Below are 25,850 nucleotides of genomic sequence, written 5' to 3'. Positions count from 1 at the left end.
GACCGCGAGCGGTCGTGCGGGTCAGGCGATATCGGCTGCGGCGCCACGCCCGGCCGCCCGGCCGGAGAAGATGCAACCGCCCAGGAAGGTGCCTTCCAGAGATCGGTAGCCGTGCACCCCTCCGCCGCCGAATCCGGCCGCCTCGCCCGCGGCGTACAGGCCGGAGAACGCCGTCCCGTCTTCCTTGAGCACCCGGGAGTCCAGGTCGGTTTCCAAACCGCCCAAGGACTTTCGGGTGAGGATGTGCAGTTTGACGGCGATCATCGGACCCGCCTTCGGGTCGGTGAGCCGATGCGGGGCGACGACCCGGGTGAACCGGTCGCCGAGGTAATTTCGGGCCGCCCGGATCGCAGTCACCTGTCCGTCTTTGGTGAACTTGTTGACCACCTCGCGGTCGCGTGCGGTGACTTCTGCAGCCACGGTGGCGTAGTCGAGTTCGACCACGTCGGGCACGTCGTTCATCGCGGCCACCAGTTCGCGAAGCGAACGCGCGCTGACGAAGTCGACGCCACGGTCGACGAACGCCTGTACCGGGGCCGGGGCGCCGGGTTTCACCCGGGCCAGCACGTCACGCACGCTGCGTGAGGTGAGGTCGGGGTTCTGTTCCTGGCCGGACAGCGCGAACTCCTTGGCGATGATCCGCGCGTCGAGGATGAACCAGGTGTAATCCTGCCCGGTGCGGCAGATGTGTTCGAGTGTGCCCAACGTGTCGAAGCCGGGGTACAGCGGCCCGGGAAGTCGTTTTCCGTTGGCGTCCAACCACAATGACGACGGTCCGGGCAGGATGCGAATGCCGTGGTCGGGCCAGATCGGATCGTAGTTGGTGATGCCTTCGGTGTAGTGCCACATCCGGTCGCTGTTGATGACGTGCGCGCCGGCGGTCTCGGAGATGCCGATCATGCGGCCGTCGACGTGCGCGGGCACACCACTGAGCAATTGCTCGGGCACCCTGCCCATGCGGGCCGGCCAGTTCTCGCGCACGAGATCGTGGTTGCCCCCGATGCCGCCGCTGGCCACGATCACCGCAGAGGCACGGAACTCGAACTCCCCGACGGTGTTTCGCGACGAGGCCGCGCCGCGGGGCGCGTCGGAGGGCTCCAGCACCGCACCCCGGACGCCGACGACGGCACCGTCGGAGACGATGAGCTCATCGACGCGGTGCCGGTGGGCAAATCGTACCCGGGGCTCGTCCACCAACCGGCGGGCGAAGACGTCGACGATCGCCGGACCGGTGCCCCAGGTGATGTGGAAGCGAGGCACCGAGTTGCCGTGGCCCAACGCCCCGTAACCACCCCGCTCGGCCCATCCGACCAAGGGAAACGTCTGCAGACCGCGAGCCCGCAACCAGCTGCGTTTCTCCCCGGCGGCGAAATCGACGTAGGCATGCGCCCACTCTCGGGGCCAGTGATCCTCTGGTCGGTCGAACCCCGCGGTGCCCAGCCAATCCTGCAGCGCCAGCTCTTGACTGTCGCGGATGCCGAGCCTGCGCTGTTCGGGACTGTCGACGAAGAACAGGCCACCGAATGACCAGAAGGCCTGGCCACCCAGGTTGGCGGCGTTCTCCTGGTCGAGGATCAGGACCCGCAGGCCCCTGTCGACGAGCTCGCATGCAGCGACCAGGCCGGCGAGACCGGCCCCCACGACAATGACATCGGCGTCTGCCATGAGACGAAAGAGTAGCCCCTGTCAGGCGGCGTCGGTCAGTACCGACAATCCTCGCCACCGATAGACGGTGGGCACGCACTGATGCAGCAAAGCCAGGTCGATTGCGTCCAGCATGGCCTGCCGGGGCCCGGGCCGTCGAAGGTGCCGCCCAGCGACGGCGACCCGCACCATTCCTCCGCGTCGCGCCGTGCGTTCAGCGGCGAGGACCACGGTCCGGCACCACCACGGCTCGGACAGGAATCCTTCCCCGATTCCGACCACGCGTGCGCGCGTCGTGGTCTGGCGGACCAGGTCGGTGATGCCGTTGAGGTCGGCCAGCAGTCGAAAGCCGTTGCGCGGCAAAGCTGTCACCGTGCCCTGTGACACCGTCCAGCCGGGGGCGGCAAACAGCCGGGTTCGCAGGCCGAGGTGTTCGAGCACCCGGTCGGCACCCATCAGCCGCAGGTTGGCCTCGTGGGCGGGCAAAGAGGCGAACTCACCGCGACGCTTCTTGGTCGCGGCCTCGTCATAGCCGTGGAGCACGATGGCGTCACCGCCGCTGCGCCGACGGGCCAGCCAGTCCACAGTGTCGGCGTCGCGGTCCAACCGGTAGCCACCCTTGAGCCGCGGCGCCACCATCATCGAGGCGGGCACGCCACGGGCATCGAGCTCGGTGCAGAACGACTCGACATCAGCCATCGTGCGATCGCTGATCTGCGATATCGAGACGATGAGTTGTCCGGTCACGCTGCCAGTGTGGCAACGTCACATGTCGGGACGGTGTCGAACACTCTGACGCCGAGTGTCCATTGGGATAGACCTGCGATCAGGCCGGCAGGACCGCTTCGATGGCCGCGATGACCTCGGGCGCGTCCGGCTCGGTGCGGGGACGGAACCGGTTGGTCACCGTGCCACCCGGGGCGAGCAAAAACTTCTCGAAGTTCCACTGGATGTCCCCGGCCTCGCCATCGGCGTCGGCGGCCTGCGTCAGCTCGGCATACAGCGGGTGACGGTCGGCGCCGTTGACGTCCGTCTTGGCGAGCAGGGGGAACGTCACGCCGTACGTGGTCGAGCAGAAGGTCTGGATCTCCTCGGCGCTGCCCGGCTCCTGGCCCATGAACTGGTTGCACGGCACACCGACGACGGTGAGCCCGTGTGCGGCGTAGTCCTGGGCGAGCTTCTCCAGGGCGCTGTACTGCGGTGTCAGCCCGCACTTTGAGGCCACGTTGACGACCAGCGCTGCGCCGGTTGCCAACTCGGCCAACGTGGTCGGTTCGCCGTCGAGGGTGGTCAGGGGAATGTCGTTGAGGCTCATCGCAATGAGGTTAGCGGACGCTACTCCGGGCCTTAACCGTCGAACAGGATCGCGGCCAGACTCTCCACTTTGGCGATCGGGTCTCCCCCGGTGTCGATCGCATCGTTGAGCCACAACATCGAAAACCCGTGTACCAGGGACCATGCGGCGAGTGCGGCGCTTTCCGGGTCGGCTGCGGCCTTGGGGTCGGCCAGGGTGCCGACGCCGCGGCTCAACTCCGCACCCGCGGCCGACGCGGCCGCAACCAGTTCGGGGTCGGTGTCGTCGTAGAGCGACTTGTCGAACATCACCTCGTAGTGGCCGGGGTGGTCGAGGGCGAACCTCACGTAGGCCTTGGCGGCGTCGATGAATTGCGGCCTGGCCCCCGTCAGCGCCGCCGCCAGCAACTGAAACCCTTCGGTGGCCAGGGCGGTGAACAGCCCGCGCCGGTCCGTGAAGTGGTGCGCCGGGGCCGCGTGGGAGACCCCGGCGGCTCGCGCGAGCTCGCGCAGCGAGATGCCGTCGGCGCCGCGTTCGGCCACCAGGGCGGCGGCCTGCGCGAGGATCGCGGCCTTGAGGTCGCCGTGGTGATAGCCCATGTGGTCCATCCTAATCCCGCATCTTGACAGCGGCTAGATCAGGCGTAGCGTGTCGATCTAGGCACTGACAAGATGGGAGCCTGCGATGGCCGTCTTTCTCACCCTGATCCTCGGCAGCGTGGCAGCCCGGGTGATCGGACTGGCAGGCGTGCACTACCTCGACAGTTGGCCTGAGGCCATCGCCGTGGGACTGGCCGCGATGTTCGTCATGACCGGCGTCGCACACTTCGTCAATCCGTTGCGGCGCGACATGATCGCCATCGTGCCGCCCGCTCTCCCGGCGCCGGGCATCCTGGTGACGGTCACCGGCGTACTGGAGTTGGCCGGCGCCATCGGCCTGCTCTACCCGCCCACCCGCACAGCGGCGGCAGTCTGCCTGTTCCTGCTCATGCTGGCCATGTTCCCGGCCAACGTCCACGCGGCCCGCATGCCCGACCCGCCGAAGTCGATGACCTCGCGGTTAGGTGTTCGGACCGCCGAAGAGGCTGTCTACCTGGCCGCGGCCGTAGTTGTCGCCATCGGCGGCGGCTAGCAGCCAGGCGTACTGGAACGCGGCTTCCTTCCACCGCTCGTAGCGTCCGGACAGTCCGCCGTGGCCGGCCACCATCTCGGTCTTGAGCAGCACGGGATGACCATCAGTCTTCGTATGCCGTAGTGCGGCAACCCATTTGGCCGGCTCGACGTAGTACACCCGGGTGTCGTTGAGTGAGGTCATCGCCAGGATGGCCGGATAGTCCTGTGCCGCCACGTTCTCGTAGGGCGTGTAGGACTTCATGTACCGGTACACCTCGGGGTCCTCCAACGGATTTCCCCACTCGTCCCACTCGGTCACGGTCAGCGGCAACGACGGGTCCAGGATCGTCGTCAGTGCATCGACGAACGGCACCTGGGCCAGAATTCCGGCGAACAACTCCGGGGCCATGTTGGCCACCGCGCCCATCAACAAGCCGCCGGCACTGCCGCCGAGTGCCACCAGATTCTGCGGTCGGGTCACGTCGGTGTCGATGAGATGGCTTGCCGCCGCGATGAAATCGGTGAAGGTGTTGGTCTTCTCCAACAGCTTGCCGTGCTCGTACCACGGCCGGCCCAACTCGCCGCCGCCGCGCACATGGGCGATCACGAACACCATGCCGCGGTCCAGCAGCGACAGCCGGGCGATCGAGAACCGCGGATCCTCACACGACTCGTACGCCCCGTAACCGTAGAGCAACGCCGGCGCCGGGAACTGCAACCCGGCCCGGTGAATAATCGAGATGGGAACCCGGGCACCGTCGGACGCCGTCGCCCAATCCCGGCGCTCCACATAGTCTTCCGGCCGGTAACCGCCCAGCACCGGCTGCTCCCGTAGCAGCGTGCGCTCGCCGGTGGCCAGGTCCAGGTCGTAGATCCGCGCCGGCGTTATGAACGACGTCGCACCGATCCGCAACTTCGGGGTGGACCAGTTCGGATTGCCACCCATCCCTGCGGCGGTCAGCTCGGAGTCGAAGGTCAGCTCCTCGCGCGTGCCGTAGCCGTCGGCGGTCAGCGGCCACAGCGCCATCTTCGGCAATGCGTCACTGCGGTAACTGATGACCAGGAAACCGTCGAACGCATCGACGCCGTCCAGGCGGACATCGGACCGGTGTTCGATCAGGGGGCACACGTCGCTGGGATCGCTGACCGGGGCTTCCACCAACATGAAGTTCTCGGCGCCGTCGTTGTGCAGGATGAGGAACCGGTCCTCGCCCCCGACCACGGCGTGCTCGACGGAATACTCCACCAGGTCGCGCCGCTCCCACACCGTGGTGAGCTCGGCGGTCGGGTCAGTAGCATCGACATAGCGGACCTCGGTGGTGACCGCGCTGCCCGACGCGACGAAGAGGTATTTGTCGCTGCGGCTGCGACCGATCGCGACCCAGAACCGTTCGTCCGGTTCGTGATACACCTTCTCGGCAGGCAGGCCCGACGCCAGCCGGTGCCGCCACACGGTGTCGGGTCGCCAGGCGTCGTCCACCGTGGTGTAGTACAGGGTGCGACTGTCGGCCGCCCAGGTACCACCGGCGCCGATCCCGGCGATCGTGTCGTCATAGAGCTCACCGGTGCGTAAGTCCTTGAACTTCAAGGTGTATCGCTCGTCACCCAGGACGTCCACCGAGTAGGCCAGGATATTGCCGTCGAGACTTACGGTGGCTGCGCCGAGCGAGAAGTACTCGTGACCGTCGGCCTCGACATTCTCGTCCAGCAGGATCTGTTCGCCCGGAATCTCGGCACCCTCGTCGAGCTGGGGCGGCGTCCAGTCGTCGGGATCGCCGATCGGGCACCGGCAATGCACCGCGTACTGCTTGCCCTCGAAGCTGCGCGCGTAGTACCACCAGCCGTTCCGGCGCATCGGCACCGAGAGGTCGGTTTCCTTGGTGCGGGCCTTGATCTCGTCGAAGATCTTCTGCCGCAACGGCTCCAGATGCCCGGTGGCGTCCTCGGTATAGGCGTTCTCCGCCTCCAGGTGCGCGATCACCTCGGGGTTGTCCTTGTCGCGCAACCATTCGTAGGGGTCGATGAACACATCACCGTGGTGCTCGCGGCGGTGGTTGCCGCGCTTGGCGACCGGAGGCTGCACGGACGGGGTCATGCGCCGATCCAATCCTCGAACCGCAGGCCCGAAATCCGTTCGTACGCCTCGATGTACCGGTCCCGGGTGGCTGCGACGATCTCTTCGGGCAGCGGTGGCGGCGAGGTGTCGCCGTGCCGGTCCCAGCCTGAGTCCGGCCCGGTCAGCCAGTTGCGGACGAACTGCTTGTCGAAGCTGTCCTGAACCACACCCTGCTGATAGGTCTCGGCGCGCCAGTACCGGGACGAATCCGGCGTGAACACCTCGTCGGCCAGCACCACGTTGCCGTTCCCGTCGACGCCGAACTCGAACTTGGTGTCGGCGATGATGATGCCCTTCGTCAACGCATGGTCGGCACCTTGCAGGTAGGTCTGCAGGGTGCGTTCCTTCAGCTGGTCGGCCAGCACCGGCCCCACCAGTTCGATCACCTGCGCGAACGCGATGTTCTCGTCATGGTCACCGATGTCGGCTTTCGTAGCCGGGGTGAACAGCGGCTCGTCGAATCTGCTCGCCTCTCCCAGCCCGGGCGGCAGCGGGATACCGCACACCGATCCCGACGCCTGGTAGTCGATCAGCCCCGAACCGGTCAGGTAGCCGCGGGCCACACATTCCACCGGCAGCATCTTCAGTTGCTTCACCACCAGCGCGCGCCCCAGTACCTCGGCGGGGATGCGCTCGTCGTCCGGCGGCCCGGCGAGATGATTGGGCGCGCTGATCAGGTCGAAGAAGAACACGCTCATCGCCGTCAGGATCCGGCCCTTGTCCGGGATCTGCGAATCGAGGACATAGTCGTAGGCCGAGATGCGGTCGGACGCCACGAACAGCAGGTGCTCGTCGTCGATGCGGTACAACTCACGGACCTTGCCGCTTGCCAGGTGCTGGTAGTCGGACAGAGCAGGACGCATTGGGTCAGCCTATGTGTTGGGATCGGTCTCATGAGATCGCGGTACCTGCCCTATGCCAGCAGACCTGGCCGCTTGTTGGCCCAGTTGTTCAGCGACGTGGCCGTCATCACGTGGATCGCGGTGTGGATATTGGTCGGGATGGCCGTGCATTCGGCGGTGGCGACCATCGCTGAGGTCGGCAGGCAGGTCGAGAGCGGCGCCAACGGGGTTGCCGACAACCTGGGATCGGCCGGCGACAGCACCGACCACGTTCCGCTGATCGGCGACACACTGAGCAAGCCGTTGCGCGCCGCCAGCGAGGCCGCCCTCGACATCGCCGGCGCCGGCCACAACCTGGACAGCACCGCGAGCTGGCTGGCCTGGGTGTTGGCCTTGGCAGTGGCCGCCGCTCCGATCCTGTTCGTCGCCATGCCGTGGCTGTTCCTGCGGGTGCGGTTCTTCCGGCGCAAGTGGACCGCGATCACCCTGGCCTCGACGAGCGCCGGCGAACAACTGCTCGCGCTGCGGGCCCTGGCCAACCGGCCGCTGGCCAAGCTGACCGCGGTGTCGGACGACCCTGTCGGCGCGTGGCGCAGTCAAGATCAGCGGGCCATTCGCGGCCTCGCCGCCTTGGAACTGCGTTCCGCCGGCATGCGCCTGCGCCGTATCGAGTGATTTCGTCAAAAAGTTTGACGAAGTTGCGCGCGACATGTCGCACCGAGAGACGACCACCACCGGCCAGACTCCCGGCCCATAGTCCTCACCAGAACCGTCAAAAAGTTTGACGATCGCCCCGGCGAGGCTATCCGGTGCCGCTCAAGCGCCGCAGCCAGCTTCCGAACGGGTGCCGCACGGTGACAGAACCCATCCGCACGCGGCCGCGCACGACGAGGTGCAGCTGGTCCGACGGCGGGCTGGTGCGCACTTTGACGGTGGCGCTGCCGGCGATGGCGTTGACGCCGTTGAGGTCGGCGGTGGCCGACGCCGGCACGATGAGCTCTGTCGAGCTGCAGTAATCGTCGAGGACGATGTCCACGATCGGGCCGTTCAGGACGGCCGACGTGAAATCCAGGGTGGTGCTGCACAGCCGCGTGGTCATGTGCAGGGCGGGCGGCACCGTCCACTGTCCACGCCGCACAACCGAGGACATCCAGCCGCGCAGCTCCTCGGGTGCCGCGGCCGGGGTCGGTACGGCCGGCCGCCCCAACGGCAGGTCGACCAAAACTGCATTCAGCTCGCCACGGGTCCGGGCGGCCAGGGCGGCGTCGTAGCGCTCGCTGAACTCGTCGAGCGTGATCATGCCTTCGGCTACCGCGCGTTCGAGCAGTTGTCCCACCTTCGCGCGCTCGGCGTCTGAGACTCGGAGGTGGTCATTCTGGCCTGAGTCCATGCCCCGAGGTTAGGCGAACGACGCGCCCGACCACCACGACAACCACCGCCAGCCAGGCCACGAATGCGATCCAGAAGAACACCTGCGATACGACAGCCACTGCATTCCAACCGGTTTCGAGAGCCAGGCCGAATGCGGCCACCGAGTACATGCCCAACGGGAACACCGCGGGCCAGTCGAGCATCTGGCGCCGGCTCGTGATCGCCAGGGGCACGATCTGCACGGTGGCAACAACAAAAGTCGCGATGGTGAGGACGCGCACCGCATCGGCAATCGGGCCGGGTGGCAGCGCACCGTAGATGTGCTCACCGGCCAGCGTTGCGATTGCCAGGCCACCCATGAGGATCCAGTGATCGGATGGCACATTGCGCCGAACCTCGGGCTCACCGAGTGCCCGCCACGCGATGAGCAGAGTCATCACGCCGTACAGGCACAGGGCGACACCCCAGAAGATGAACCCCCAGAACACGATTCCCTCAGCGACGAAGATGAGTGACAGCCCGGACGTCCCAACGCTGGCCAGCTCCCAGGTGCCACGGGCACGATCCCGCAGGCCGGTCGGCCCCAGCCGCCGCATCTGCACCAGCAGCATCGGGATCAGCGCCAGCCAGCCGGCAAGACCCATCGCTCCCAGGATCCACAGCGCGGGCCCGTACTCGGCGAACCGGGCAGCCACCACCGCGCACGCCGCCACATACGTGAACAAACCGACCACAGTGTCGATGCTCTGCAGATCGAGGGACGGCCAACGGAGGACGGCGAGGTACATCAGTACCGGCAGCCCGAGCGCCGCGAGCACCGCCAGCGGCCAACTGATGACGCCATAGCCGTGCTGCCCCGCGGAGATCGACACGATGCCGGTCGCCATGACGGCGGCGAACGACTCGGGTTTCACGCCCCGAGCTCCACCACCAGATGTCGGATACCGGTATGACGGTTGCTGCGGGTCCATTCGACGGGCTTCACCAGACGGGCCGCCGAGAACCGCTGAAGGAGCTCCTCGAACAACACCCGCAACTCCAGCCGGGCCAAATTGGCGCCAAGGCAGTAGTGGATGCCGTAGCCGAAACCCAAGTGCGGATTGGGTTTACGGATGATGTCGAAAACGTCCGGTTGCGCGAACACCAGCGAATCCCGGTTCGCCGACCCTTCCCACACCTGCACCTTCTGTCCTGGCTCGATGTCACAGCCGCCGAGCGTCACCGCGCGGGTGGCGGTGCGGCGCTTCGACGGTGACGGCGAGGACCAGCGCACCATTTCTTCGATTGCCGTCGGCAGTTCACCCAGATCCTCACGCAACAACGCCATCTGCGAAGGGTTTTCGATCAGCGCCAGCAGCCCGCCTGCCACCGAGTTGCGGGTGGTCTCGGCGCCCGCACTGAACAGCAGGGAGAAGAACAGGTAGAGCTCAAGGTCAGACAGAGAAGCATCCGTCGCATTCGCGACCACCGACAGCATGTCGTCGGTGGGCTCGGCCCGCTTCGCCGCGATCAACTCAGAGCCGTAGGTGTACATCCGCGATCCGGCCTCTTCGGCCGACATCTGCGGCATGGCCGCCGAACGGGAACCGCCGAAGTCGAATTGGGGCTCGATCGCGTGGAACAGCCAATGCCGCTCGGATTCAGGCACTCCCAGCAGGATGCAGATCATCTGCATCGGCAGCTCGGCGGCCACGTCGACCAGGAAGTCAAACGGATCACCCGGGGAGATCCCGTCGAGCAGCCGGCGGGTCCGCGCCCTCAGGTCGTCTTCGACCCGCCTGATCATCCGCGGGGTCAGCCCGGAGCTGACCAGTCGCCGGATCTCGGCATGCCGCGGGTCGTCCATCATGTTGAGCACCTGGCCCGCGATGGCCAGGTCTTGCAGCAGCGTGCCGCCGTAGGGCCGGGAGCCGCCGGTCACCGAGGAATAGGTCTCGGCGTCCCGTAGGACCGCAAGGGTTTCGGCGTGGGTGGCCACCGACCAGAAGCCCTCGCCGTCCGGGGTGTGCTCGGTCGGCTCGTGCCAGTACACCGGCGCTTCGCGGCGGTGCGCGGCGAACAACTCGTGCGGAAAACCGGCAGCGAAGTTGTCCAGGTCGGTGAGGTCGGCCGCCAACGTCACAAGATGGCGCCCGAGGTGTACTTGGCGGCCTCCGGGTAGCGGCTGACCAGTTCGTCGACGGCCGCGACAACCCCGTCGACCTGGGCGCCGGCGGCGCCGGTGAAGGCCTGCTTGTCGGCCAGCGCGGCCTCCAGGGCGGCCCGGTCCAGCGGCAGCCGCGGGTCGGCGGCCAGGCGGTCGAGCAGGTCGGGTTCACGCCCCTGCTCGCGCATCGCCAACGCGACGGCGACAGCGTGTTCCTTGATCACCTCATGCGCGGTCTCGCGGCCGACCCCGGCCCGCACCGCGGCGATCAGGATGCGGGTGGTGGCCAGGAACGGCAGGTAGCGGTCCAGCTCGCGCTGGATCACCGCCGGGTAGGCACCGAACTCGTCGAGCACGGTCAGGAACGTCTCGGTCTGCCCGTCGACGGCGAAGAACGCGTCCGGCAGCGCAACACGGCGCACCACCGAGCAGAACACGTCGCCCTCGTTCCACTGAGCACCGGCCAATTCGGCGGCCATCGAGCCATACCCGCGTAGCACCACCTGCAGGCCGTTGACCCGCTCACACGACCGGGTGTTCATCTTGTGCGGCATCGCCGACGACCCGACCTGACCTGGTGCGAAGCCCTCGGTGACCAGTTCGTGGCCGGCCATCAGCCGGATGGTGTGCGCCATCGAGGACGGCCCGGCACCCACCTGCACCAGCGCCGAGAGCACGTCATGGTCCAGCGAGCGCGGGTAGACCTGCCCGACGCTGGTGAAAACGTCTGTGAATCCGAGGAATTGGGCGACCCGCCGCTCCAACTCGGCCAGTTTCTCGGTGTCCCCGTCAAATAGGTCGAGCATGTCCTGGGCCGTGCCCATCGGGCCCTTGATGCCGCGCAGCGGGTACCGGTCGATCAGCTCGCGCAGCCGGGTCAACGCCAGCAGGGTTTCTTCGGCCGCCGAGGCGAACCGCTTGCCCAGCGTGGTGGCCTGGGCCGCCACGTTGTGCGACCGGCCCGCCATGACCACGTCGCGGTAGACGACGGAGCGCTCGGCCAGTCGGGCGACGACGGCGACGCCGTGGGCGAACACCAGCTCCAGGGAGCGGCGGATCTGCAGCTGCTCGACGTTCTCGGTGAGGTCGCGGCTGGTCATGCCCTTGTGCACATGCTCGTGGCCGGCCAGCGCGTTGAACTCCTCGATGCGCGCCTTGACGTCGTGGCGGGTGACCCGCTCGCGGGCCGCGATCGAGGCCAGGTCGACGTTCTCCAGAACCCGCTCGTAGTCGTCGACCACCCCGTCGGGCACCGGGACACCCAGCTCGGCCTGGGCCCGCAGCACGGCGAGCCAGAGTCGGCGTTCGGCGACGATCTTGGCCTCCGGCGACCAGATCGCGACCATTTCGTCGCTGGCGTAGCGGTTGGCCAGAACATTCGGGATCGTCACGAACACACAGCTTACGGCCCGGGCCGGACCACCAATGAGACAGTGGACGGATGTACTTCGTCGGGCTCGACCTCGCGTGGGGCGAGAAGAATCAGACGGGGGTCGCTGTCATCGACTCCAGTGGCCGGGTCCTTCACGTCGGGGTGGCACAGGACGACGACGACATAGGCGCGGCGATCGAGCCCTATGTCAGTGGTGACTGCCTGGTTGCGATCGATGCGCCGCTCATCGTCAACAACCCGACGGGCCACCGTCCGTGCGAGCGGGATCTCAACCGGGATTTCCAGCGGTTCGACGCCGGTGCGCGCCCCGCATTCACCGAGCGGCCCGAGTTCAAGCATCCGCGCGGCGCGCGCATCGCGACAGCCCTTGGCCTCGACATGGATCCGTCGTCGCAGTCGAATCGGCGCGCCATCGAGGTGTATCCACATCCGGCGAGCGTGGTGCTGTTCGGACTCGACAAGACCTTGAAGTACAAGCGCGGCGCCTTCGGCGACCGGCAGCGGGAGCTGCTCAAGTTGATGACGTACATCGAGGAACTCGACACGGCGACGCCGAGGCTGCGGGCCAATCGCAATGTCAACTGGGTGGAGCTGCGGCGGCGGATCGAGGCGGCCACCCGGCCGGGCCAGCTCGACCGGGACGAGGATCCCGTCGATGCGATGCTCTGTGCCTACATCGCGCTGTACTGGTATGACCGGCCGGAGGATGTGACGATCTACGGCGACTTCGCCTCGGGGTACATCGTCACGCCGTCTCTGCCTGCTGATCGGCTCCCCCGGCCGCGGCCGGCCCCGGTACGAGAGACCGCCCCGTCAACGGCGGTGGCCGAGTACGCCTCGCGGCGCCCGGACCTGGTGGCCGCCACCGAGCAGTACCTCAAGCTGGTCACCGGCCTACTCGACGAGGCGGGCATCAACTACCTGAGCATCACTGCCCGCACCAAGAGCATCGATTCGTTCGCCGCGAAAGCCAACCGCCGCGCCGGCGACGGTACTCCGTTGTACAGCGATCCGTTGGTGGAGATCACCGATCAGGTGGGTCTGCGCGTCATCACCTATCTGCGTGAGGATGTCGACGCGGTGGCCAATCTGCTGGCCGAGGAGATGCGGCTGCTCGACGACCAGGACATGGGCCTGCAGACCGCCCGGCAGGGCCGGTGGGGGTATGCGAGCCGGCATCTGCTGTTCGGGGTCGAGGGCGAACAGTATCCGGCATCCATCCAGGTCCGTACTGTCCTGCAGCATGCGTGGGCCGAGTTCGAACACGATGTGCGGTACAAGGGTTCGATACCGGCCGAGCATGTGAGTGAGCTGGACCGTCGGTTCACGTTGGCCGCCGGGCTTCTGGAACTCGCCGACCGTGAGTTCACCGAGATCCGGGAACGCCTGCGGCTGACCATGTCCGAAGACGAGGAGGCCGAGTCTCCGGAGTTTTCCAGGGATTCCCGTATCCCCACCCCGGTGCTCGCCACCTATCTGGGCAACCGCTTCGCGGACGCCGGCTGGTCACGGACCGACCACTACGCCTGGATCTCGGGCCTGCTGCTCGAGCTGGGTATCACCACGTTGGAAGCGCTGACCGGCCTGCTGGATTCGGTGGACACCGACGAGATCAACCGGCTCATGGACTACCGGTACCCGCCCGGCGCGGTGCGTCGCCTCGACGACGCGTTGTTGGCAGTGTTCGACGACCGCTACATCGGGCTGGACGGTAATGCCCACCGGGTCGCGTTGCTGCAGAACCGGATTGCGAAGCTGCGCACCGACTCCTAGGGCGCGTCGGCCAGATGGGTCGGATCGGTGATGCCGGGCCCGGTGATACCCAGTTGGCGGTTGATCAACTTGGTGATCAAGAACAGCACAACGCCGGTGGCGACCAAGGCCAGCGCCAGCACGTACTGCACGGCCGGCCGCCCCGACGTCGGCAGTACCAGGTACAACGACGCGATGAAACCGATGACGGGCAGCACCGTCGGTGTCTTGAAATGCCCGCCCTCTCTCTTCACATCGCGGCGCAGCACCAGGACCGCGATATTGACCACCGAGAAGACCGCGAGTAGCAGCAACGAGGTGGTCCCGCCGAGAATCGCGACGGTGTCGCCGCTCGCGAACGCCGACACATAGAAGATCAGGCCGAAGGCGATGAGCGTGGTGAAAACGATTGCCACCCACGGCGTATGACGCTTCGGGTGCACCGCGCCGAGCATCGGCGGCAGGACGTGCTGACGGGCCATGCCGTAGATCAGCCGGCTGGCCATCAGCATGTTGATCAATGCGGTGTTCGATACGGCGAACATCGAGATGACAGGCAGGATGTTCGAGAACGGGAGTCCCGGCGCGGCGGCTTCCATAACCTTCACCAGCGGTGACGAGTCCGACTCGGCGAGCGTTCCGACCGGCACCAACGCGACCGCGATGACAGCCACGACGACGTAGACGAGCCCGGCGATACCCAACCCGGTCAGCAAGACCTTCGGGAAGATTCGCACCGGATCCTTCGTCTCCTCGGCCATGTTGACCGAGTCCTCGAATCCGACCATCGCGAAGAAGGCCAGTGACGTCGCGGCGGTGACCGCGATGAACGCGTTCTTCTCCCCCGAGGTATCGAATGCGACGACGCGAGAGAAGTCGACGTCCACGCCGCTGACAATCGCCCAGAGCCCCACCCCGATCACGAGCACCAGGCCGGTGATCTCGATGAACGTCAGGACCACGTTGAGCTTGACGCTCTCACTGACGCCGCGCAGGTTGACTGCGGCGATCAGAGCCATGAACAACAGCGCAAGAAGGATGACTCCGATCACCTTCAGGTGAGCGACGTTATCGGTATAGAACTGCCCGAAGTTGACCTCTATGGCGTCGAAGAAACTGATCGCAAAGAAGCGCGAAGCCGTTGAGGCCGAGGTGATTCCGGAACACATCACGATGAACGCCACCAGGAACGTCACAAAGTGGATGCCAAAGGCCTTGTGCGCGTACAGCGCTGCCCCGGCGGCCTGCGGATACTTGGTGACCAGCTCGAGGTAGCTGAATGCGGTGATGGTGGCGATCAGGAACGCCGCCAGGAAGGGAAGCCAAGCTGCGCCGCCAACCTCCTTGGCGACCTGACCGGTGAGCGCGTACACACCGGTACCGAGGATGTCACCGACGACGAACAGCAGTAGCAGGCCGGGTCCCATCACCCGCTTGAGCTGTGGCTGCGCCGCGGTTGCGGGTTGCGACATTCCCCCTCCTTCACCGGTCAGACGCGCACCGCCCGTTCGTCGACGGGCGCCAATACGTCGATGACGTCGATCAACGTGGCCCTGGCGCTGGCCCGGGGCCCCTCCCCTTCGTCGACCAACGATGCAACCACAGCTCCGTCGACGGCGCACACCAGGGCGGTGACCAGTTCGGCCCGCACCGAGCGGCCCGAGCGTTCCACCACCTCGACGACGGCGTCGGTCCGCTGCTGCAGGATGCGCCGTTGGATGTCACGCAGTCCGGGCTGCCGGGCACAGGCGATGTAGCGCTCGTAGCGCGAGATCAACTCCTCGGTGCCACGCCGTTCCAGAGACGCCCCGAGCAACAAGTCGACGAGGACGTCGGCGGTCGATTCGGCACCGCGACGCCGCCGCGAGAGCGCAGCCACACCGGCACTGAGATGTTCGGTTTCCTGGGTGCCGATGTACTCGACAGCCTTCGCGATGAGGTCGTCCAGTGAAGAAAAGTAGTACGTCGTCGAAGCCAGCGGGAGGCCGGCGCGGCGGGCCACGGCGCGGTGCCGGACGGCGTCGAAGCCGCCCTCACAGAGCAATTCAGCGGCCGCCCTGACGAGGGCGTACCGCCGACGCTCCCCTTTAGGGGTGACCGCTGCCGTCACCTTTAGCATCGTGCCAGTCGGACCCCTTCCACATGGGGCTTTCGGTCAATCATCAGCCTTTACTCAGGTTTTGCCGGCACGTCGGTCACGCCGCGAGAATGCCACTGACCGATGCCTTTGTCGGGCGATGGCAAGATGGCCCGCATGCCCAACTTGAGTCGTCGCGCAGTCCTGCGCCTCGGCGTCGGTGCAGCCGCCGGCGCCGCCGGCGCCTTGGCCCTCGCCTCCGCCCCGGGTTCGGTGGCCAGCCCCGTCGCAGCCCCCACTATGACGAGCGGCTCGTTCACCTCGGCCGCACGCGGTGGGGCGAAGACCAACTGGGCCATCGCGCGCCCGCCCGGCCAGACCGGCAAACTCCGTCCGGTCATCGCCCTGCACGGCAAAGGGCAGGATGCCGCCGGCGTGATGGCCGGCGGAGTCGAGCAGGGCCTGGCCGAGGCCGTGGCCGCGGGACTGCCGCCGTTCGCAGTGGTCGCCGTCGACGGCGGTGGAAGTTACTGGCACAAGCGCGCATCCGGTGAGGACTCGGGCGCCATGGTGCTCGACGAACTGATCCCGATGCTCGGCGATCAGGGTCTGGACACCTCACGGGTGGGATTCCTGGGCTGGTCGATGGGCGGCTACGGCGCACTGCTGCTGGGTTCGCGGCTGGGGCCGGCACGTACCGCCGCGATCTGTGCCGTCAGCCCCGCGCTGTGGACGTCGTCGGGCGCCGCAGCGCCCGGGGCTTTCGACAGCGCCGCGGACTATGCCGCCAACACTGTGTGGGGCCAGCCCGCGCTGGGATCGATTCCGATCCGGATCGATTGCGGCAACAGCGATCCGTTCTATTCGGCCACCAAGCAGTTCATCTCCGAACTGCCCAATCCGCCGGCCGGCGGGTTCTCCCCCGGTGGGCACGACGGCAGCTTCTGGAGTTCGCAGCTGCCCGCCGAGATCTCCTGGATGGCACCGCTACTGGTCGCCTGATCCCTCCCGCGAGCAGACGCAAAACTGCCCATTTCTCAGCCAAAATGGGCAGTTTTGCGTCTGGTCGCGAGGGAAGGTGACCCCTAAAGGGTGATGCGCCCCTCGGCCGCGGCCAGACCGATATCGCTGCGGAAGTGGCTGCCCGGCAACCGAATCGACTTGGCGAGCGCGTAGGCCGCATCGCGCGCGGCGGGCAGATCTGCTCCCGTGCCGACCACCGAGAGCACCCGGCCGCCCGAGGAAACCACCGCGCCGTCCTCGCGGCGCGCGGTACCGGCATGCAGCACGCCGTCGGCTTCCGATCCCTGGATGACGTCGCCGACGCGCGGCCGGCCCGGATAGTTCTCGGCCGCCACCACGATGGTCACGGCGTAGCCGTCGCGCCACTGCAGGTCACCGAAGGAGTCGAGCTCCCCGGTCGCCGCAGCGTTCAGCAGCTGCGCCAACGGCGAATCCAGCAGAGCCAGAACCGATTGCGTCTCCGGATCGCCGAAGCGGCAGTTGAATTCCACCACCGAAGGACCGGACGAAGTGATCGCCAGGCCGGCGTAGAGCAGGCCAGAGAACGAGCTGCCCCGGGCAACCAGTTCTGCCGCAACGGGTTTGACGACGTCGTCGACGATCTGCGCTTTGACCGAGTCCGAAAGCCACGGCAGCGGTGCATAGGCGCCCATGCCGCCGGTGTTGGGCCCGGTGTCGCCGTCGCCGACGCGTTTGAAGTCCTGCGCGGGCAGCAACGGCACGACGGTGGCGCCGTCGACCACACAGAACAGTGACACCTCGGGCCCGTCCAGGAACGATTCCAGCAGCACCGGATGTCCGGAGTCGAGCAGGCTGGCGGCATGCGCCCGGGCGGCATCGCGATCGGCGCTGACCACCACTCCCTTACCGGCGGCCAGTCCGTCGTCCTTGACCACCCAGGCGGCCTGGCCGGCGGGGGGCCCGAAGCGGTCGAGCGCGGCGTCCAGGTGGGCGGGGTTGTCGACGATCTCGCTGGTCGCGGTCCGCACCCCGGCGGCGGCCATGACGTCCTTGGCGAACGCCTTGGAGCCCTCGATGCGGGCGGCGTCCTTGCTCGCGCCGAAGCAGGCGATCCCGGCGGCCCGTACGGCGTCGGCCACGCCGAGCACCAACGGAACCTCGGGTCCGATCACCACCAGGTCGCTGCCGAGGCGCTGGGCCAGCTTCACGACGGCCTCACCAGAGGTGATGTCGACGTCGTACTGGTCGGCAATGGACTGGGTTCCGGCGTTGCCGGGGGCCACCGCCAACTCCTCCACCTGCGGGTCGCGGCGCAGGGCCAGCAGCAGGGCGTGTTCACGGGCTCCGGATCCGATAACGAGGACGCGCACGGTCGTAGCGTAGCGGCAAACCTACGGGCATACACTTGACGCCACGGTGTATGGTCGAATGCAGGAATGTGCCCGCCGTCACACAAGGAGATGACCCCGGCATGACAACGATGAGCGCCTGCCCGTTCGGCGCCGGCTATGACTTCACCGACCCCGACGTCCTGCTCCGCGGAATCCCCGTCGAGGAGTTCGCCCAACTGCGCCAGACCGCCCCGGTGTGGTGGAACGAGCAGGGCGAATCGATCTTCAACGACGGCGGCTACTGGGTGATCACCCGCCACGAGGACATCAAGACGATCTCCCGCAACGGCGGTGACCTGTGGTCCACCAACGCCAAGGGCGCCGTCATGCGGCTGCCGGACAGCGTGACCGCCGAGCAACTCGACCTGACCAAGGCCCTGCTGATCAACCACGACGCGCCCGAGCACACCCGGCTTCGCAAGCTGGTGTCGCGGCTGTTCACCCCGCGCTCGGTCGCCGCACTCGAGGAGAAGTTGGCCCTGGCGGCCCGCGACATCGTGGCCAAGGCCGCCCAGAAGGACGCCGGCAATTTCGTCGACGACATCGCGGTGGGCCTGCCATTGCTGGCCATCGCCGACCTGATCGGCGTACCCGAGGAAGACCGGGAGAAGGTGTTCAACTGGTCCAACGCCATCATCAACACCGACGACCCGGATTTCGACGCCGATCCGACGATGGCCAATGCCGAGCTGATGGGCTACGCCTACAACATGGCCGAGGAACGAAGGAAGTGCCCGGCCGACGACATCGTGACCCGCCTGGTGCAGGCCGATGTGGAAGGCGGGGACGGCGAGGCCATCACCGAAGTCGAGTTCGCGTTCTTCGTGATCCTGCTGGCCGTCGCAGGCAACGAGACCACCCGCAACGCCATGACGCACGGGATGAACGCCTTCCTCGAAAACCCCGACCAGTGGGAGCTTTTCAAGCGCGAGCGTCCCGACACTGCGGTTGACGAGATCATCCGCTGGGCGACTCCGGTGCACTGCTTCCAGCGGACCGCCCTGTCCGACGTCCAGGTGGGCGACGTCACCGTCAAGGCCGGGCAGCGCGTCGGCCTGTTCTACAGCTCGGCCAACTATGACGAATCGGTCTTCGACAAGCCCTTCGATTTCAACATCCTGCGCAACCCCAATCCGCACCTGGCCTTCGGCGGCAACGGCGCGCATTTCTGCATCGGTGCCAACCTGGCGCGCATGGAGATCAAGCTGATGTTCAACGAGATCGCCGATCAGATCCCCGATATCGCCAAATTGGGTGAGCCCCAACGTCTCCGGTCGGGATGGATCAACGGCGTCAAGGATCTGCCGGTCTCCTACCGCAGGTGATCCGCTGTTTGTTCTAGGATTCGCCCATGCGAACGCACGGGTGGTCCGGCTCCGCGCCGGCCAGCGACGAGGAGGCGATTGCCCGCATCCTCGTCGCTGCGGGCAACGCCATCGATGAGCGGGGCGCCGACTTCTCCATCGCCGACGTGGCGCGCACCCTCGGCGTGACCCGGCAGACCGTGTACCGCTATTTCCCCAGCACCGACGCCCTGCTGGTGGCGTCCGCGGTGAACGCGGCCAGCGATTTCCTCGACCGCGTCGCCGCTCACCTTCGGGGTGTGACCGACCCGGTGGAGGCGGTCGCCGAGGCCATCGCCACCGCGCTGGAGTGGTTACCCCAGGAGAAGCACATCGGTTTGCTCGTCGCTCCCGGACGCGCGAACGCCCACACCGAATCGGTCACCTCCGATGTCGCAGTCGACTTTGCCCGCGCGTTGATGCGCAAGCTGGACGTCGACTGGACGGGCCTCGGATACACCGACGCCGAACTCGACGAGCTCGCCGAGCATCTGCTGCGGATCATCCAGTCATTCGTCATCGACCCGGGTCGGCCTCCGCGCACCGGCGAGGCACTGCGCAGCTACCTGCGCCGGTGGGTCGGCTCGGCCGTGGTGGCCGGTAATTTGGCGCCCGAACGGCCGTCCGCCGGGCTTTAGCCGGTTCGGCCCGTCAACGTCGTTCGAAATGCTGGTAGTCGACCGGGTCATGCCAGTGCCCGCCCCAGAGCCAGCCACGCTCGGCGAAGGTCCGCACCACCACGTCTCCGTCGCGGATCATCCCCGGATCGGTGCGGGTGCGGTCCAGGTAAGCCCGCGCGGTAACCGGTTGAAGGTCGCCAGAGGCTGAGATATACGGATTGACCAGCGGGTTGATGTCGACCGCACGACCGTAGGCATGCAACGACCATGCTCCACTCTGCAGCGACCGGCAGTTGAACGCCGAGGTGTTGTCGTCCTCCATGGACAGCTCGTCGTCGGCGCGCGGATAGTGGTCCACCGTGCGCATCTTCTCGATCGGAAATCGCGCCGAATACAGATCCCCGAAGATCTCGATCACGTCGCTCACCACATCACGGTGCACCACCAACTCACCCCGGTGGGATCGGCCGTCAAAACCGATATACGACAAGGTGATTCGGCGAAGGTCAGCCGGCGGCACCGGGCATCCCGGCCGCCAACTGGCGCCCAACGCGGCCTCGTCGACGGGTTGAACCCGGGCGGGTTGCCCCGGCTCCACGCTGGGCCGCGGATTCTGCGGCGAGGCAGAGATGCTCTCGGGTGCCCGCACCGGCGCGGGCGCGTCACCGGCGCACGCCGCTGTGCACCCGGTGAACACTGCCACCACCAGGGCACATACGCGGACAGTTGCGATGCCCACCCTGCGACTCTAGATCGACGAGATGGCCATCCGTGTGGTCTCAGAGACGGGAAATTGGCCCCAGAGCAGACGTTTGCCGCCGCAACTTTGATTGACGCCTCGACCGCAGGGGGCAGATCCCCGGAACGGGCGCAATCCTGACGCTGCGCGTCACACCACGGTCAGCGGCAACGACTTCCTCGGCTCGAACACGAACTCGGCCCCGCCACTGAATTTGACCACCGCGACCTCACCGAATTCCTTTGCCGCGGTCTCGGTTTCGATCACCCGGGCGGTCCACTCCACATCCGACCCGATCACCTCGACGGCAAGGTGCGGGTCGACAGCGGCGACGATGGCCTGCAGGGGCCGGGTCTCGGCCGGCGAAACCAGCGCCACCCAGGAACCGTCCTCGTGTGCCGGCGACCGACGCACGGACACCGTGTCGGGGCCGAACTCGGCGTCGACATAGGCGGCCGGGTTGAACAACGGGTGCAGTTCCAGCACGCGCACCGCACCCTCGATGCCGCCGGGCAGGCCCAGAGCGCGGTGGATCCGCTCGGCACCGACACCCGCCACCCCGATGAGCTGCTTGGCGCAGATGTCGGTGGCCAACGCGGTGTCGGCACCGGCACGTGCCCCCACCGCGAGGATGAACGACAGGTTCAGCAGGTGCATCTGCAGACACACCTCGTCGGCGATCCGAACCAGTGCGGAATGCGAGAACGCCGCGAAATCGAAGTCCGACAGCAGTGGGCCCGAGTAGTCGGCCGCACCCTCATCGGAAGGGTCGATCGGGTCCAGAACCGTTTGGGCTGCGCGAGTCCGGCCGATCACCTCGAGCGCGGGGATGTCGTCGACCTCGGGGTAGGACTCGTCGATGATGACCGTCCAGGCGCAGTGTGGCTGCCGGTCGGCAGGTGTCCGGGGCGGCCGGTGAATCGGACGCACCTGGCACTTGCGGTTGGTGGCCAGCGCGGTGGCATCGAAGGTCGGGTCCTCGATGTCGTGACACATGCCGCGCACGTATTCCTCGCCCATCGGCTCGACGTCGAGCAGCGCGCCGCAGTGGTCGAGGTGGAACTCGCCGTGCCAGCGATCATGGACCGTGTAGCGGAAATCCATGAACTGCGGAGGAGCGCCGATGTCGAGTTGCAGCCCCTTGAAGATGGTGATGATGTCGACGCCCTCGTACTTGAGCGCCTTCTGCATCCGCCTGGTGTAGATCGGGCTGGACCCGGCCCACTCCTCGATCGCTATCTGCAGCATCTCTTCGCGCCCGAAATTGCTGATGCACCAGGCCATCCCGGAGCGGTCGATCATCTGCCCCATGAGCAGGAGCTCGGGGACCAGCTTGACCAGCTCGTCGTGCGTCAGCGACGCATACCTACTTGTCATCGAGCTCGCTCCCGGTATTCATCTTGACTGCGGCGTTGACGTTCGCCTTGCGATCCTCGGCCAGCCCCTTCTCGGCGGCCTTGCGCCGCTTGGCCGCGACCTTCGACACGGTGCCGTTGAGGGCGGACCCGAGCGGGAAGCCGAGGTACTGGGTGAGGAAGATGGCGATGTCCTTGAGTTCCTCCTCGGTGAACTCACCGTTGAGCAGCGCGGCATTGACCTGAATTTCAGCGAGGTCCTGCGAACCCACCGCCGTCACCGCCGACAATGTCATCAGCCGCTTCTCGCGCATCGACAGTCCGGGCTTGCTCCAGATGGTGCCGAACAGGTGGTCGACGGTGAGATCGAAGTACGGATCTCCCTCGATATTCGGCATCTCCCAGCCATAGACCTCGTTCATCTTGGCCAGGCCCTTGGCGCGCAACTCGTCCATCGAAGTTCTCCTAGTCGTTCTCGTGCGGTACGCCGAGGCCCTCAGCGAGCCGCTGCAGGGCCACCTGGGCCAACGGAAGGTCCACTCCCACAACCTCACCCAACCCGAGAGCCAGGCTCAGGTCCTTCTCCCCCAGTCCGCGGGTGTGGGTGAAGGCGTCGTAGAGCCAATGATCCGGGGTCAGCTCGGTCATGTTCTCGCGGACGATGATGGCGCCGGGCCCACTGGTCAACGCATCGGTGTGGCGCACCACGCGGCCCAGCGCGCCCAGGTCCAGCCCGGCCGCCTCGGCCAACTTCATGGCCTCGCACGCGGCGGCGTAGGAGGTGAAGGTCAGCATGTTGCGGGCCAGCTTCATCCGGGTACCGGCACCGGGCTCGCCGGCATGGATCACCATCGAGCCGAACTGCTTGAGTGCCGGCTTGATCCGCTCGTAGACAGGCCGTTCGGCGCCGACCATGATGGCCAGCTCACCCTTCTCGGCGGCGGCGCCGCCACCACTGACCGGGGCATCCACGATGTGGATACCCTGCGGCTTGTACTGGTCGGCAAGTTCAGCGGCGGTGGTATCGCTGATCGTCGAGTGGATGACGATCACCGTCTCCGGCTTGACCTTTGCCGCCAATTCGGCAATCACGGAACGCACCTGCTCGTCGTTGAGCACCGTGATGCTGATGATGTCGGCCTCGGCGATGTCGGCGACGTCGCCCGCCAACGTGGCCCCGAGTTCCTCGAACGGCGCCATCGCGTCGGCCCGCACGTCGTACACGATGAACCCGCCGGGCCATGCGGCCAGCCGCTTGGCCATCGGGGCACCCATGTTGCCCAGGCCGATGTAGCCGTATTTCACTGTGCTGGTCGGCTCCTCGCGCCCGCGCTCGTCGGTGCTCATGACCGGATGATCTGTCCGCCGTCGACATTGAAGATCTGGCCGGTGATCCACTTGGCCTGATCGCTCAGCAGGAACAGGCACATGCCGACCAGGTCCTCCGGCTGGCCCATGCGGGACAACGGGATTCCCTTGACGATGTCGTCCACCATCTCCTTGGGCGTGGTGGTGCGGTTCGCCTCGGTGTCGATCGGTCCGGGTGCGATGGCGTTGATCCGGATGTTCTGTCCGCCGAGCTCTCGGGAGAGCTGCTGGGTCAGACCGTTGATGCCGACCTTGGCCAGGCCGTAGTAGTTGGCGTACAGCCAGGCCGCGGTCGAGGACTGGTTGACGATCGCGCCGCCGCCCCGCTTGGCCATCTTCCGGTACACCGCGCGGGTACACACCAGCGCGCCGTCGAGGTTCACGCTCATGAACTTCTTGTAGTAGTCCCAGTCGACGGTGAGCAGGAAGTCGAGTTTCATCCCGCCGAAGATCGCGGCGTTGTTGACCAGGTAGTCGATGCCGCCGAACTCCGAAAGCGTCTGCGCGGCCATGTCCTTGGCCGAGTCGATGTCGGAGACGTCGACCCGTACCGCCAGGGCGTTGCCGCCCTCACCCTTGATGCCGTCGGCGACCTTCTGCGCACCTTCGGTGTTGATGTCGGCGACCACGACCGCCGCGCCCTCACGTGCCAGCGCCTCGGCATACGCCTGCCCGATTCCGCCACCGGCCCCGGTGACGATCGCAACCTTGTCTGTGAACTGTCCCATGTCTGTTCCTTTCCCGCCGAATGGCCAGTTAGTGCACGGCTCTCACGAGTTTGCGTGTCATAACTGGCCGCTCGGCACCCGTTCTAATTGGCGAGCGTCGCGACGCATTTGATTTCGGTGTATTCCTCGAAGCCGGCCAGGCCCATCTCGCGGCCGACGCCGGACTGCTTGTAGCCGCCGAACGGTGCGTCGGCCGAGTACCAGATGCCGCCGTTGACGTTGACGGTGCCGACGCGCATCCGGGCGGCCACCGCCTGGGCGCGGGCGTCGTCACCGGAGAACACCGTGCCGGACAGGCCGTACGGCGAGTCGTTGGCGATGCGCACGGCGTCGTCGTCGCCGTCGTGGGCGATCACCGTCAGCACCGGCCCGAAGATCTCCTCGCGGGCCACCCGGGCGGTGTTGTCCAGACCGGCGATCACGGTCGGCTCGATGAAGAAGCCGGTGTCCAGGTCCGCGGGACGTCCACCACCGCAAGCGAACCGGCCGCCTTCCTGCAGAGCCAGGTCCAGGTAGGACTGCACCCGATCGCGCTGGCGGGCCGAGATCAGCGGGCCGCACACGGTGCGCTTGCTGTTGGGGTCACCAGGTTTGATGCCGCCCAGGGTGGCGGCGGCAGCCTCGACGGCTTCGTCGTAACGGGCCCTCGGCACCACCAGGCGGGTGGTGATCGCGCAGCCCTGGCCGGCGTGCATGGCCACCGTGAAGGCGGCCATCGAGCAGGCCCCCGCCAGGTCGGCGTCGTCGAGCACCAGGAAGGCCGACTTGCCGCCCAGCTCGAGGAACACCTTCTTGAGTGTGAGTGCCGCATCGGTCATCACGGCGCGCCCGGTCGCGGTCGAGCCGGTGAACGAAACCATGTCCACCCGAGGATCTTTGGACAGCAGCGCGCCGACGGAGTGATCGTTCGAGGTGACGATGTTGATCACGCCGGGCGGGAAATCGGTCTGCTCGGCGATGATCTGGCCGACAGCCGCGGCTGCCCACGGGGTGTCGGGGGCCGGCTTGAGGATCAGGGTGTTACCCGCGGCCAGCGCCGGGCCGACCTTGGCCAGGTTGATCTGGTGCGGAAAGTTCCACGGGGTGATCGCGCCGACGACACCGACCGCCTCGCGAGCGATCTTGCGGTTGGTCGGGATGCCCTGCGGGGTGGCGTAGCCGAGATCGGTTTTCCACTCGTAGTTCTCGGCAGTGTCGGCCGAGTAGGCCAGATCGTCGATCGGGCCTTCCAGCTGCGCGCCGGCGGTGAGCATGCGGGGTGCGCCCACCTCGGCAATGGTCAGTTCCCGCAGTTCCTCGATGTTTTCGCGCAGCGCGTCACGCAACTGCCGCAGACAGCGCACCCGGAGCGCGGTGTTCGTCGACCAGTCTGTGTCATCGAACGCACGGCGAGCCGCTTCGATGGCGTTGCCCATGTCCTCGGCGTCGGCGTCGGCGGCAACGCCGAGCACCTCCTCGGTAGCGGGGTTGACGGTCTCGAACACTCCGCCGCGTCCAGCGACGAGCTTGCCGTCGATCAGCAGTTGACTCTGGCGATCGGCCAGTACCGGCATTGGTGAACTCCACTTCAGAAGA

General features: G+C 66.8%; 25 protein-coding genes. 6 read left to right on the top strand and 19 right to left on the bottom strand.

The window, feature by feature from the left end; genetic code table 11:
• Window positions 1–21: 21 nt before the first annotated feature.
• From AC4ELH_RS31115 to AC4ELH_RS31100, 4 genes are all read right to left on the bottom strand, one after another.
• Window positions 22–1,665 (bottom strand): FAD-binding dehydrogenase, encoded by a 1,644-nt coding sequence (locus tag AC4ELH_RS31115; RefSeq protein WP_498888614.1) that lies wholly within the window; start codon window positions 1,663–1,665, stop codon window positions 22–24.
• 21 nt (window positions 1,666–1,686) lie between these two features.
• Window positions 1,687–2,391, bottom strand: coding sequence for a DUF2334 domain-containing protein (locus AC4ELH_RS31110; RefSeq protein ID WP_498888612.1), 705 nt, complete (start codon window positions 2,389–2,391; stop codon window positions 1,687–1,689).
• 79 nt (window positions 2,392–2,470) lie between these two features.
• Window positions 2,471–2,959 carry a glutathione peroxidase gene (locus AC4ELH_RS31105; protein ID WP_498888610.1) on the bottom strand — a complete coding sequence of 163 codons (489 nt, stop codon included), beginning with the start codon at window positions 2,957–2,959 and terminating at the stop codon, window positions 2,471–2,473.
• Between the two features lie 32 nt (window positions 2,960–2,991).
• Entirely contained in the window at window positions 2,992–3,537 is a 546-nt protein-coding gene (locus AC4ELH_RS31100) for a TetR/AcrR family transcriptional regulator (RefSeq protein WP_064884933.1), read from the bottom strand.
• An 85-nt stretch (window positions 3,538–3,622) separates the two neighbouring features.
• On the opposite strand from AC4ELH_RS31100, the gene AC4ELH_RS31095 reads away from it, so the two are divergent.
• The gene (locus tag AC4ELH_RS31095; protein ID WP_448447524.1) at window positions 3,623–4,069 is read left to right on the top strand and encodes a DoxX family protein; all 447 of its coding nucleotides are present in this window, start codon (window positions 3,623–3,625) and stop codon (window positions 4,067–4,069) included.
• Here AC4ELH_RS31095 and AC4ELH_RS31090 read toward each other — a convergent pair.
• A complete protein-coding gene (locus AC4ELH_RS31090) occupies window positions 3,998–6,145 on the bottom strand; it encodes a S9 family peptidase (protein ID WP_498888607.1) in 2,148 nt (715 codons plus the stop codon). The two genes, AC4ELH_RS31095 and AC4ELH_RS31090, sit on opposite strands and share 72 nt — an antisense overlap.
• Window positions 6,142–7,029 (bottom strand): phosphoribosylaminoimidazolesuccinocarboxamide synthase, encoded by an 888-nt coding sequence (locus AC4ELH_RS31085; protein ID WP_498888605.1) that lies wholly within the window; start codon window positions 7,027–7,029, stop codon window positions 6,142–6,144. Before AC4ELH_RS31085 ends, AC4ELH_RS31090 begins: the two co-directional genes overlap by 4 nt.
• A 30-nt stretch (window positions 7,030–7,059) precedes the next feature.
• Here AC4ELH_RS31085 and AC4ELH_RS31080 point away from each other — a divergent pair, with 30 nt between their 5' ends.
• Complete coding sequence (locus AC4ELH_RS31080) at window positions 7,060–7,683, top strand: hypothetical protein (RefSeq protein ID WP_064884722.1); 624 nt, start codon at window positions 7,060–7,062, stop codon at window positions 7,681–7,683.
• Between the two features lie 127 nt (window positions 7,684–7,810).
• Here the strand turns inward: AC4ELH_RS31080 and AC4ELH_RS31075 are convergent, their stop codons facing one another.
• Genes AC4ELH_RS31075 through purB form a run of 4 tightly spaced genes read right to left on the bottom strand, consistent with a single transcriptional unit; the run spans window position 7,811 to window position 11,916 of the window.
• Entirely contained in the window at window positions 7,811–8,398 is a 588-nt protein-coding gene (locus AC4ELH_RS31075; protein ID WP_064884720.1) for a DUF1707 SHOCT-like domain-containing protein, read from the bottom strand.
• Window positions 8,379–9,293 (bottom strand): tellurite resistance/C4-dicarboxylate transporter family protein, encoded by a 915-nt coding sequence (locus tag AC4ELH_RS31070; RefSeq protein ID WP_448447529.1) that lies wholly within the window; start codon window positions 9,291–9,293, stop codon window positions 8,379–8,381. The genes AC4ELH_RS31075 and AC4ELH_RS31070 overlap by 20 nt, the downstream gene beginning before the upstream one ends.
• Window positions 9,290–10,501, bottom strand: coding sequence for a cytochrome P450 (locus tag AC4ELH_RS31065; protein WP_498888602.1), 1,212 nt, complete (start codon window positions 10,499–10,501; stop codon window positions 9,290–9,292). The genes AC4ELH_RS31070 and AC4ELH_RS31065 overlap by 4 nt, the downstream gene beginning before the upstream one ends.
• Entirely contained in the window at window positions 10,498–11,916 is a 1,419-nt protein-coding gene (gene purB / locus AC4ELH_RS31060; RefSeq protein ID WP_064959105.1) for an adenylosuccinate lyase, read from the bottom strand. The genes AC4ELH_RS31065 and purB overlap by 4 nt, the downstream gene beginning before the upstream one ends.
• A gap of 50 nt (window positions 11,917–11,966) precedes the next feature.
• On the opposite strand from purB, the gene relZ reads away from it, so the two are divergent.
• Complete coding sequence (gene relZ, locus AC4ELH_RS31055; RefSeq protein ID WP_448447534.1) at window positions 11,967–13,691, top strand: bifunctional ribonuclease/(p)ppGpp synthase; 1,725 nt, start codon at window positions 11,967–11,969, stop codon at window positions 13,689–13,691.
• On the opposite strand, the gene AC4ELH_RS31050 is transcribed toward relZ, so the two are convergent.
• Together AC4ELH_RS31050 and AC4ELH_RS31045 are read right to left on the bottom strand one after the other, a co-directional pair.
• Window positions 13,688–15,142 carry an APC family permease gene (locus AC4ELH_RS31050; RefSeq protein ID WP_498888599.1) on the bottom strand — a complete coding sequence of 485 codons (1,455 nt, stop codon included), beginning with the start codon at window positions 15,140–15,142 and terminating at the stop codon, window positions 13,688–13,690. The two genes, relZ and AC4ELH_RS31050, sit on opposite strands and share 4 nt — an antisense overlap.
• A 17-nt stretch (window positions 15,143–15,159) precedes the next feature.
• On the bottom strand, window positions 15,160–15,789 hold the full coding sequence (locus tag AC4ELH_RS31045; RefSeq protein WP_064884713.1) for a TetR/AcrR family transcriptional regulator: 630 nt from the start codon (window positions 15,787–15,789) through the stop codon (window positions 15,160–15,162).
• Window positions 15,790–15,915: 126 nt separating this feature from the next.
• Here AC4ELH_RS31045 and AC4ELH_RS31040 point away from each other — a divergent pair, with 126 nt between their 5' ends.
• Window positions 15,916–16,749, top strand: a complete 834-nt coding sequence (locus AC4ELH_RS31040) for an alpha/beta hydrolase (protein ID WP_064884927.1) — start codon at window positions 15,916–15,918, stop codon at window positions 16,747–16,749.
• A gap of 83 nt (window positions 16,750–16,832) precedes the next feature.
• Here the strand turns inward: AC4ELH_RS31040 and purD are convergent, their stop codons facing one another.
• Window positions 16,833–18,101: a phosphoribosylamine--glycine ligase gene (gene purD, locus AC4ELH_RS31035; RefSeq protein WP_448447536.1), complete on the bottom strand. Its 1,269-nt coding sequence runs from the start codon at window positions 18,099–18,101 to the stop codon at window positions 16,833–16,835.
• A gap of 101 nt (window positions 18,102–18,202) precedes the next feature.
• On the opposite strand from purD, the gene AC4ELH_RS31030 reads away from it, so the two are divergent.
• On the top strand, window positions 18,203–19,447 hold the full coding sequence (locus AC4ELH_RS31030; RefSeq protein WP_498888596.1) for a cytochrome P450: 1,245 nt from the start codon (window positions 18,203–18,205) through the stop codon (window positions 19,445–19,447).
• A gap of 26 nt (window positions 19,448–19,473) precedes the next feature.
• Entirely contained in the window at window positions 19,474–20,103 is a 630-nt protein-coding gene (locus AC4ELH_RS31025) for a TetR/AcrR family transcriptional regulator (protein ID WP_064884708.1), read from the top strand.
• Between the two features lie 13 nt (window positions 20,104–20,116).
• On the opposite strand, the gene AC4ELH_RS31020 is transcribed toward AC4ELH_RS31025, so the two are convergent.
• The 6 genes from AC4ELH_RS31020 to AC4ELH_RS30995 form a co-directional block, all read right to left on the bottom strand.
• Window positions 20,117–20,824, bottom strand: coding sequence for a M15 family metallopeptidase (locus AC4ELH_RS31020; RefSeq protein WP_498888594.1), 708 nt, complete (start codon window positions 20,822–20,824; stop codon window positions 20,117–20,119).
• Between the two features lie 150 nt (window positions 20,825–20,974).
• On the bottom strand, window positions 20,975–22,201 hold the full coding sequence (locus tag AC4ELH_RS31015) for a hypothetical protein (RefSeq protein WP_448447544.1): 1,227 nt from the start codon (window positions 22,199–22,201) through the stop codon (window positions 20,975–20,977).
• Window positions 22,191–22,634: a carboxymuconolactone decarboxylase family protein gene (locus AC4ELH_RS31010; RefSeq protein ID WP_064958868.1), complete on the bottom strand. Its 444-nt coding sequence runs from the start codon at window positions 22,632–22,634 to the stop codon at window positions 22,191–22,193. The genes AC4ELH_RS31015 and AC4ELH_RS31010 overlap by 11 nt, the downstream gene beginning before the upstream one ends.
• 10 nt (window positions 22,635–22,644) lie before the next feature.
• Window positions 22,645–23,526: an NAD(P)-dependent oxidoreductase gene (locus tag AC4ELH_RS31005; protein ID WP_498888591.1), complete on the bottom strand. Its 882-nt coding sequence runs from the start codon at window positions 23,524–23,526 to the stop codon at window positions 22,645–22,647.
• Window positions 23,523–24,275, bottom strand: coding sequence for an SDR family oxidoreductase (locus AC4ELH_RS31000; RefSeq protein WP_003879855.1), 753 nt, complete (start codon window positions 24,273–24,275; stop codon window positions 23,523–23,525). The genes AC4ELH_RS31005 and AC4ELH_RS31000 overlap by 4 nt, the downstream gene beginning before the upstream one ends.
• A gap of 83 nt (window positions 24,276–24,358) precedes the next feature.
• A complete protein-coding gene (locus AC4ELH_RS30995; RefSeq protein ID WP_498888588.1) occupies window positions 24,359–25,828 on the bottom strand; it encodes an aldehyde dehydrogenase in 1,470 nt (489 codons plus the stop codon).
• Window positions 25,829–25,850 lie beyond the last annotated feature (22 nt).

This window comes from Mycobacterium shunyiense, from assembly GCF_058270075.1.
This window is presented reverse-complemented; position numbering and strand designations above follow the sequence as displayed.